Annotated in this window: 6 protein-coding genes; all 6 read right to left on the reverse strand. The window is 65.8% G+C overall.

Translation table 11 applies throughout. From position 1 onward, the window contains the following. On the reverse strand, nt 1–1569 hold a 1569-nt coding region (gene dnaK, locus VGF12_RS20420), incomplete at its 3' end, for a molecular chaperone DnaK (RefSeq protein WP_331177888.1). Nucleotides 1570–1647: 78 nt separating this feature from the next. Next, on the reverse strand, nt 1648–2169 hold the full coding sequence (gene grpE, locus VGF12_RS20425) for a nucleotide exchange factor GrpE (RefSeq protein ID WP_331177889.1): 522 nt from the start codon (nt 2167–2169) through the stop codon (nt 1648–1650). An 81-nt stretch (nt 2170–2250) separates the two neighbouring features. Further along, nucleotides 2251–2673: an RNA-binding S4 domain-containing protein gene (locus tag VGF12_RS20430; protein WP_331177890.1), complete on the reverse strand. Its 423-nt coding sequence runs from the start codon at nt 2671–2673 to the stop codon at nt 2251–2253. Then, nucleotides 2670–3776, reverse strand: coding sequence for a ferrochelatase (hemH, locus tag VGF12_RS20435; protein WP_331177891.1), 1107 nt, complete (start codon nt 3774–3776; stop codon nt 2670–2672). The genes VGF12_RS20430 and hemH overlap by 4 nt, the downstream gene beginning before the upstream one ends. An 8-nt stretch (nt 3777–3784) precedes the next feature. After that, nucleotides 3785–4750: an adenylate/guanylate cyclase domain-containing protein gene (locus tag VGF12_RS20440; protein ID WP_331177892.1), complete on the reverse strand. Its 966-nt coding sequence runs from the start codon at nt 4748–4750 to the stop codon at nt 3785–3787. A 58-nt stretch (nt 4751–4808) separates the two neighbouring features. Beyond that, on the reverse strand, nt 4809–6485 hold a 1677-nt coding region (rpoD, locus tag VGF12_RS20445), incomplete at its 5' end, for an RNA polymerase sigma factor RpoD (protein WP_331177893.1).

The raw sequence follows: 6485 nt of genomic DNA on the forward strand, positions 1-6485 counted from the left end.
GTTGGCTTCGGCGTCCTTCACCATCTTCTCGATCTCGGCTTCGGACAGGCCGGAGTTCGCCTTGATGGTGATCTTGTTTTCCTTGCCGGTGCCCTTGTCCTTGGCGCCGACGTGCAGGATGCCGTTGGCGTCGATGTCGAAGGAAACCTCGATCTGCGGCACGCCGCGCGGGGCCGGCGGGATGCCTTCCAGGTTGAACTCGCCCAGCGACTTGTTGGCCTGGGCCAGTTCGCGTTCGCCCTGGTAGACCTTGATGGTCACGGCCGGCTGGTTGTCATCGGCCGTGGAGAAGGTCTGCGAGAACTTGGTCGGGATGGTCGTGTTCTTCTTGATCATCTTCGTCATCACGCCGCCCAGGGTCTCGATGCCCAGGCTCAGCGGGGTGACGTCCAGCAGCAGCACGTCCTTGCGCTCGCCGCCCAGGACCTGGCCCTGGATGGCGGCACCGACGGCGACGGCCTCGTCAGGGTTCACGTCGCGGCGCGGTTCCTTGCCGAAGAACTCCTTGACCTTGTCCTGGACCTTGGGCATGCGGGTCATGCCGCCGACCAGGATGACGTCGTCGATGTCGGACAGCGACACGCCAGCATCCTTCACCGCGGTGCGGCAGGGGGCGATGGTGCGCTCGATGAGCTCGTCAACGAGGCTTTCCAGCTTTGCGCGGGTCAGCTTCACGTTGAGGTGCTTGGGACCGGTGGCGTCCGCCGTGATGTAGGGCAGGTTGACATCGGTCTGCGACGAGTTGGACAGCTCGATCTTGGCCTTCTCGGCGGCTTCCTTCAGGCGCTGCAGGGCGAGCACGTCCTTGGTCAGGTCGACGCCCTGGTCCTTCTTGAACTCGGCAATGATGTAGTCGATGACGCGCTGGTCGAAGTCCTCGCCGCCCAGGAAGGTGTCGCCGTTGGTCGACAGCACTTCGAACTGCATCTCGCCGTCCACGTCGGCGATCTCGATGATGGAGATGTCGAAGGTGCCACCACCCAGGTCATAGACGGCGATCTTGCGGTCGCCCTTGCCATGCTTGTCCAGGCCGAAGGCGAGGGCCGCGGCAGTGGGCTCGTTGATGATGCGCTTGACGTCCAGGCCGGCGATGCGGCCGGCGTCCTTGGTGGCTTGACGCTGGGCGTCGTTGAAGTAGGCCGGCACCGTGATGACGGCTTCGGTGACTTCCTCGCCCAGGTAGTCCTCGGCGGTCTTCTTCATCTTGCGCAGCACTTCGGCCGACACCTGCGGGGGCGCGAACTTCTTGCCGCGCACTTCCACCCAGGCGTCGCCGTTGTCGGCGGCGGCGATGGTGAAGGGCATCAGGTCGATGTCCTTCTGCACTTCCTTCTCGGCGAACTTGCGGCCGATCAGGCGCTTGACGGCGTACAGCGTGTTCTTCGGGTTGGTCACCGACTGGCGCTTGGCCGAGGCGCCGACGAGGATCTCGCCGTCTTCCTGGTAGGCAATGATGGACGGCGTCGTACGGGCGCCTTCGGCGTTCTCGATCACGCGGGTGGTGTTGCCTTCCATGACCGCCACGCACGAATTGGTGGTGCCGAGGTCAATGCCGATGATCTTTCCCATGTGAAGCTCCTGAGGAATTCGTTGATGTTTTCGATTTGTGGATAACTTGCCGTCCTTCAAGGGGCGGCGAGCTGTGAATTACTTGGGTGCTGCCACCGTCACGAGCGCCGGCCGCAGCACGCGGTCGGCGATCAGGAAGCCCTTTTGCAGCACGGTGACCACCGTGTTGGCTTCTTGATCGGCCGGCACCATGGAGATGGCCTGGTGCTGATGGGGGTCGAATTTCGTGCCCGTGGCAGGGTTGACTTCGACGACCTTGTTGCGCTCCAGCGCGCTGGCAAGCTGGCGGCGCGTGGCATGCACGCCCTCCAGCACCGCCTCGACGGCGGCGCCTGGCGTGGCGATGGCAGCATCCAGGCTGTCCATCACCGGCAGCATGCCTTCGGCAAAGCCTTCGACGGCGAACTTGCGGGCCTTGGCCAGCTCTTCCTCGCTGCGGCGGCGGGTGTTCTCCACCTCGGCCTTGGCACGCAGGTAGGCATCACTCATCTCGGCCAGCCGGCCTTCCAGTTCGGCGATCTTGATTTCGGGGTTCAGGTCGGCGGCGGTGGGCTCATTGGCGCCGGCCGCGTCTTCGGGCAGGGGGGTCTCGGTGGTCATGGCATCCAGGATCGGGTTCGCATCGACATGGGGCGCGATGTCCCGGTTTCAAGAGGGGGGATTCGAAACGGATTATCCGGGTCAACCCGGGTCTTCGTCGTCCAGCGAAGCCGACCAGCGGTCCCAGTCCGCCAGCCGGCGGCGGTCCTGCTTGGTGGGGCGGCCTTGGGCGATGGTCGCTGCCGGCTCCGGCGCCAGGCGGCGTGCCTCGGCGGCGGCCTCCCGGGCGGTGATGCTGGCCGAGGTCTCGGCGTAGAGGCTTTGGGCCTGGGGCGCCGGGCCGCGCTGATGGGACAGCCCCAGGACCGAGACCTCGCGCGCCAATGTGCCGATGCGGATGCTGAGCAGGTCGCCGACCCTGACATCGCGGGCCGGCTTGACCGGCTGGCCGCCAATTCGCACGCGGCCCAGGTTGATCTCGTCGACGGCCAGGGCCCGGGTCTTGTAGAAGCGCGCTGCCCAGAGCCATTTGTCCAGGCGCATGCTTGCCGGCGCCTCGCTCATTCGCGGGCTCCCGCGGCCAGCGCTCGCACGCGCTGCAGGGCCAGGGTGTCGGGATGGGGGGCTGCGGTGGGCCAGCCCTGCAGATGGCGCTGGGCCAGGTCGGCCAGCGCCCGGATGCCGACGGGCCGGTCGTTCAGGCAGGGGATGTAGGCAAAGCGCTGGCCACCTGCGGCGAGGAAGGCGTCCCGCGCTTCCTGGGCAATCTCCTCCAGCGTTTCCAGACAGTCCACGGCGAAGCCGGGGCAGATGGCATCGACGGACTTCGTGCCGGCCTTGGCGAGCTTGACAAGGCTTGGCTCGGTATAGGGCGTCAGCCATTTGGCCTTGCCGAAGCGGCTCTGGAAGGTCACCAGCCATTCACCGTCCTTCAGACCCAGCGCATCGGCCAGCAGGCGGCCGGTCTTCTGGCATTCGCAGAAGTAGGGGTCGCCCAGGTGCAAGGTGCGCTCGGGCATGCCGTGGAAGCTCATGACCAGCTTGTCGCCGCGGCCCTCGCGCTGCCAGTGCTCGCGCACGCTCTGGGCCAGCGCCCCGATGTAGCCGGCATCGTCGTGGTAGCGGTTGACGAAGCGCAGCTCCGGCAGATGGCGGGTCTGCAGCGCCCAGCGGGCCACGTCGTCGATGACGCTGGCCGTCGTGGCGCCCGAGTACTGCGGATAGGCTGGCAGCACCAGCACGCGGCGGATGCCATCGCGCTTGAGCGCGTCCAGCGTGGCGGCGATGGCCGGTTGGCCATAGCGCATCGCATGGACCACGCGCACGCGCAGGCCCCGTTCGCCCAGATGTCCCTGCAGCAGCTTGGCCTGCTTTTCGGTCCAGACTTTGAGCGGCGAGCCCTCGGGCGTCCAGATGGTGGCGTACTTGGCGGCCGACTTGGCCGGCCGCACGCGCAGGATGATGCCGTGCAGGATCAGCGCCCAGACGAGCTTGGGAATCTCGACGACGCGCGGGTCGGCCAGGAACTGGGACAGGTAGCGGCGCAGTGCGGGCGCGGTGGGCGCGTCGGGCGTGCCGAGGTTGCACAGCAGGACGGCGACGTCGGTGTCCAAGGGACCCGCGGGCGCGGCGCCGTGGCGCTGCGGCGGTTCAGGAAGGAAGCGCATGCTTGGCGTCAGCGTCGCGAACGCGGGCCGAAGGATTGGGGCTCAGTGTCGTAGAAGTGCAGCACCTCGAAGCGCACGCTGGGCGACTGCTCGTCGCCCGGCGGGCCGCCCAGGCCGATGGTGCCGCTGCCGTGGAGTGTGCAGCTGCCGCGCTTGAGGCTAAGCAGTTCGCCGGAATCGCCGAACCGGACATAGGTGCCGTTGTAGGACAGGTCGGTCAGCTCGAAGCTGCTGCCCTGCCAGTCGATGCGGGCGTGCGAGCGCGACACGCGGGCGTCGGTGATGCAGTAGGTGGCTTGCACGCTGCGCCCGAGCACGATGGGCATGGCGCCAATGTCGAAGACGCGATCCAGGTCCTGCCAGATCAGGCGCATGCCCTCGGGTTCGTTGGAGCGCATGGGCTCGCCGAACTGCGTGGCGGCCGCGTCGGCGCCGGGCAGGGGCGTGGCATCCAGGCGGTAGACGTGCACGGGTTCGATGCGGCCGCGCACAGAGATGCGGTCCAGGCTGCGGAAGCGCCCCTTGGAGGCGTGGTGCAGGCCGGCCAGCACCTCGGCCGTGATGAGGATCTCGCCATCGCCCGCATGGTCGATGAGCCGGGCCGCGACGTTGACCGCGTCGCCGAAGCAGTCGCCGTTGAGCTCGACGACCTCGCCACGTGCCAGGGCCACCTGCAGCCGCAGCGCGAGCAGGGCGAGGTTGTTCTGGCGTCGGGCACGCTGGACGGTCTTCTCCAGCAGCTCCTGCATGCGCTGGGCTGCGCGCACGCCGTCGCGCGGCGTCTCGAAGGCTGCCATCAGACCATCGCCCAGCGTCTTGACGAGCTGGCCGCCGCTTTCCAGCACGGCTTCGCTGATCTGGCCGACGGTCTGCGTGACCATCGAGCTCGCCTCGGCATTGCCCAGGGACTCGTAGAGCCCCGTGCTGCCTCGCAGGTCGGCGAAGAGGACGGTGCGTTCCCGGATCGCGGTCATGGCGAAAGTTTATCGGCGTGAAAAAGGCCGGGAGGGCCGGCCTTGGGGGATTTCACGATCAGAGGTTGTCGAGATAAGTACGCAACTTGTCCGAACGGCTCGGGTGCTTGAGCTTGCGGATCGCCTTGGCTTCGATCTGGCGGATGCGTTCACGCGTGACGTCGAACTGCTTGCCGACTTCTTCCAGCGTGTGGTCACTCTGCATCTCGATGCCGAAGCGCATGCGCAGCACCTTGGCCTCGCGCGGCGTCAGCGAGTCGAGGATGTCCTTCACCACGTCGCGCAGGCCGGCCTGCATCGCGGCCTCGATGGGCGCCGTGTTGTTGGTGTCCTCGATGAAATCGCCCAGGTGGCTGTCGTCGTCGTCGCCGATCGGCGTCTCCATGGAGATCGGCTCCTTCGCGATCTTCATGATCTTGCGGATCTTGTCTTCCGGGATCTCCATCTTCTCGGCCAGCGTCGGCGCGTCCGGCTCGTAGCCGAACTCCTGCAGGTGCTGGCGCGAGATGCGGTTCATCTTGTTGATCGTCTCGATCATGTGAACCGGGATCCGGATGGTGCGGGCCTGGTCGGCGATGGAGCGGGTGATGGCCTGGCGGATCCACCACGTCGCGTACGTCGAGAACTTGTAGCCGCGGCGGTATTCGAACTTGTCCACCGCCTTCATGAGGCCGATATTGCCTTCCTGGATCAGATCCAGGAACTGCAGGCCGCGGTTGGTGTACTTCTTGGCGATGGAGATCACGAGACGCAGATTGGCCTCGATCATTTCCTTCTTGGCGTCGCGCGAGGACTTTTCGCCCTCGTTCATGCGACGGTTGATTTCCTTCAGGTCTTCCAGCGGCACGACGGCGCGGGCCTGGATGTCGATCAGCTTCTGCTGCAGCTCCTGCACCGGCGGCAGGTTGCGGCTCAGGATGATCGAATAGCCCTTGTTGGCGGCGACTTCCTTCTCCGCCCACTTGAGGTTCAAGGCGTTGGGCGGAAAGGTCTTGATGAAGTGCTCTTGCGGCATGCCGCACTTGTCGACCACGATCTTACGCAGCTCACGTTCGTAGCGGCGCACGTCATCGACCTGCGAACGCAGGATGTCGCAGAGCTTTTCAATCGTCTTGACGGTGAAGCGGATCGTCATCAGCTCACTGCTGATGGCGTGTTGGGCCTTGTCGTAGGGCGCCGAGCGGTAGCCGTCCTTCTCGAAGGCCTTGCGCATCTTGTCGAAGTTGCCCGACAGCGAGTCGAGCTTGACCAGGGCGGCGTTCTTCAGCTCTTCGAGCTTCTTGGTCAGGGCCTTGGAGCCGCCGTTGCCGTCGTCGTCATCTTCCTCGTCGAATTCGTCGAAGTCCTCTTCGGCCACATAGTCGTCGGCCTCGTCGGCGGCCACGAAGCCGTCGACGACTTCAGAGATCTGCATCTCGCCGGCGCGGATCTTGGTGGCGAACTCCAGGATGTGGGCGATGGTGGTGGGCGAGGCAGATATGGCCAGCATCATGGCCTGCAGGCCACCTTCGATGCGCTTGGCAATCTCGATTTCGCCTTCACGGGTCAGCAGCTCGACCGTGCCCATTTCGCGCATGTACATGCGCACCGGGTCGGTCGTGCGGCCGAATTCGGAGTCCACTGTCGAGAGCGCGGCTTCCGCGGCTTCTTCGGCTTCTTCCTCGGTCGAGGTGGTCGTGGCGTTGCCCTGGATCAGCAGCGTGGCAGCGTCGGGCGCCTGCTCGTAGACCGCGAT

It is taken from the genome of Roseateles sp. (assembly GCF_036404855.1).
Lineage (GTDB): Bacteria > Pseudomonadota > Gammaproteobacteria > Burkholderiales > Burkholderiaceae_C > Pelomonas.

Bases quoted from the DNA above. Each gene is read 5' to 3' on its own strand.
- VGF12_RS20430 (WP_331177890.1), bottom strand. From the start codon at position 2,673: ATGAGCGAGGCGCCGGCAAGCATGCGCCTGGACAAATGGCTCTGGGCA.
- VGF12_RS20440 (WP_331177892.1), bottom strand. From the start codon at position 4,750: ATGACCGCGATCCGGGAACGCACCGTCCTCTTCGCCGACCTGCGAGGC.
- grpE (WP_331177889.1), bottom strand. From the start codon at position 2,169: ATGACCACCGAGACCCCCCTGCCCGAAGACGCGGCCGGCGCCAATGAG.
- hemH (WP_331177891.1), bottom strand. From the start codon at position 3,776: ATGCGCTTCCTTCCTGAACCGCCGCAGCGCCACGGCGCCGCGCCCGCG.